This is a genomic window from Streptomyces sp. NPDC059909 (assembly GCF_042730885.1).
Lineage (GTDB): Bacteria > Actinomycetota > Actinomycetes > Streptomycetales > Streptomycetaceae > Streptomyces.
Genome location: NZ_JBHWKX010000008.1, coordinates 148,950 through 150,485, shown reverse-complemented (window position 1 = coordinate 150,485; position 1,536 = coordinate 148,950). Strand labels below are relative to the sequence as shown.

At 65.4% G+C, this 1,536-nt stretch carries 2 protein-coding genes; both read right to left on the bottom strand.

Annotated elements, in window-relative coordinates:
• Positions 1-153: 153 nt before the first annotated feature.
• The gene (locus ACFV9O_RS09020) at positions 154-483 is read right to left on the bottom strand and encodes a hypothetical protein (protein WP_385414284.1); all 330 of its coding nucleotides are present in this window, start codon (positions 481-483) and stop codon (positions 154-156) included.
• A 392-nt stretch (positions 484-875) separates the two neighbouring features.
• Positions 876-1,136 (bottom strand): hypothetical protein, encoded by a 261-nt coding sequence (locus ACFV9O_RS09015; protein WP_385414281.1) that lies wholly within the window; start codon positions 1,134-1,136, stop codon positions 876-878.
• Between the last annotated feature and the right edge of the window lie 400 nt (positions 1,137-1,536).

Below are 1,536 nucleotides of genomic sequence, written 5' to 3'. Positions count from 1 at the left end.
AGAGAGGACGGGTGGGGGAGAGTGCAGGGTGGGGGGGCGGGGCTGTTCTCTACTCCCACCCGAAAGAGCAAAGGAAAGGGTCTGGTTTTCTCGGCCTCCCCCCCCCCCCCCCACTGCTCGGTTCCGGCCGGAGCAAGACCGGATCAAACCGGATCAGAAGCTGCGATAGCAATCCCTCTCGTAGTCCCACCCGTACCAGTCGTGGTTGCCGTACCTCCCGTTGGTGTGCCAGGACGACCTGTACGCGCCGCGGCGGTCCCAGCGGTGGCGGCAGTCATCGGCCCACCGGTTCCAGCGGCGTTCCCAGGTGCGGTACCTGTGGTGCCGTTGACCGAAGTTGCCGCACCGGTCGTCGTCGTCGTGGAAGCTGTGCGCGGTCACTGATGAATGAGCCGGGGTGGCCATGGCCGTGCCCGTCATGGGGATGACGACCGCGGTCACGGCCAAGGCCGCCGTCGCAGCGGCGCGCGCAAATGGTTTCACCACATTCCTCCTTGTTTCGATGGATTTCTCGTGGCCCTCCGGACATTACTCGGAACCCGCACTCGGTTCATTCGCGCGATCGGGTCGTGAGGGCTTGTCGGCGCATGACCGATTTTTGTTCCAGGTGCACCGAAAACCTGCCCTGAGCTTTGCTTGGTGAGGATTTCAGGAATTGCGGAAGTGACGCCGGGAAACACTCGCCGGGGTGACGCAACTGCGGTGTGTTGTGGGTTGGTTGCGGCCTGCGGCGAATGTGCGAAAAGGCTTCAGTGGTGCACCGCGTTGTGCGCTGAAGAATTCATGTTCTTTGTCATTCGCGTGGGGTTGGACTGCGTCGAAGTCCGGGTTTCGAACGGTATTCCGCCCCGTGTTCTGCGTAGTCGGTTCCGTGGTCAGCCGCGATAGATGGTCAGCACGGCCCCGCCCACCTCGATACGCCTTTCCTCGAGCCTTTCGCCGCAGCGCAGCGCTGCGAGGCAGCTTCGGAACAGCGCCAGCTCCTCCGCGTTGAGCACGGCGGCGGCCAGATTCAGCAGCTCGTTCACGCCGGACGGGGTGAGGGCCGAGGGGAGTTCACCGGAGAGCAGCACCACCGGCTCTCCCGTCCTGTCGCGGACGACGGCGGTGGCAGAGGCTCCTGGAACGACAAGCACGTGCACCCCTCTCGCGGAGGATTCGGGCGGTCCACCCGCCTCGAGCCACGAGAGAATAGCCATCGGGGGCCCTGGCGTTGCCGGTTGGAGTGCGCCGGATTGGGCCGATCGGGTGAGGCTGCACGCACGTCGGCGGCTGATGCGTCCTCGCCCGCCACCTCTCTCACCTGCTGTTTCCGTGGACGTGCGACGTATCCGCCGGCGAGCGGGATGTGCGAGTCGCTTGTCCGGAGTGGCCCGGCGCCCTAGTGTCCAATCTCGTCAGACAGATCGTCCGGCATGGATGGACGCGTTCGGGACCGGACGCCGTCCGTGCATGCCCTTCGTGCAAAGGACCCCACCATGCTTGGCATTCGAGAGCTGGACGCCGAGGCTGCGGAGCTGCTGCCCGGTCGCGAGG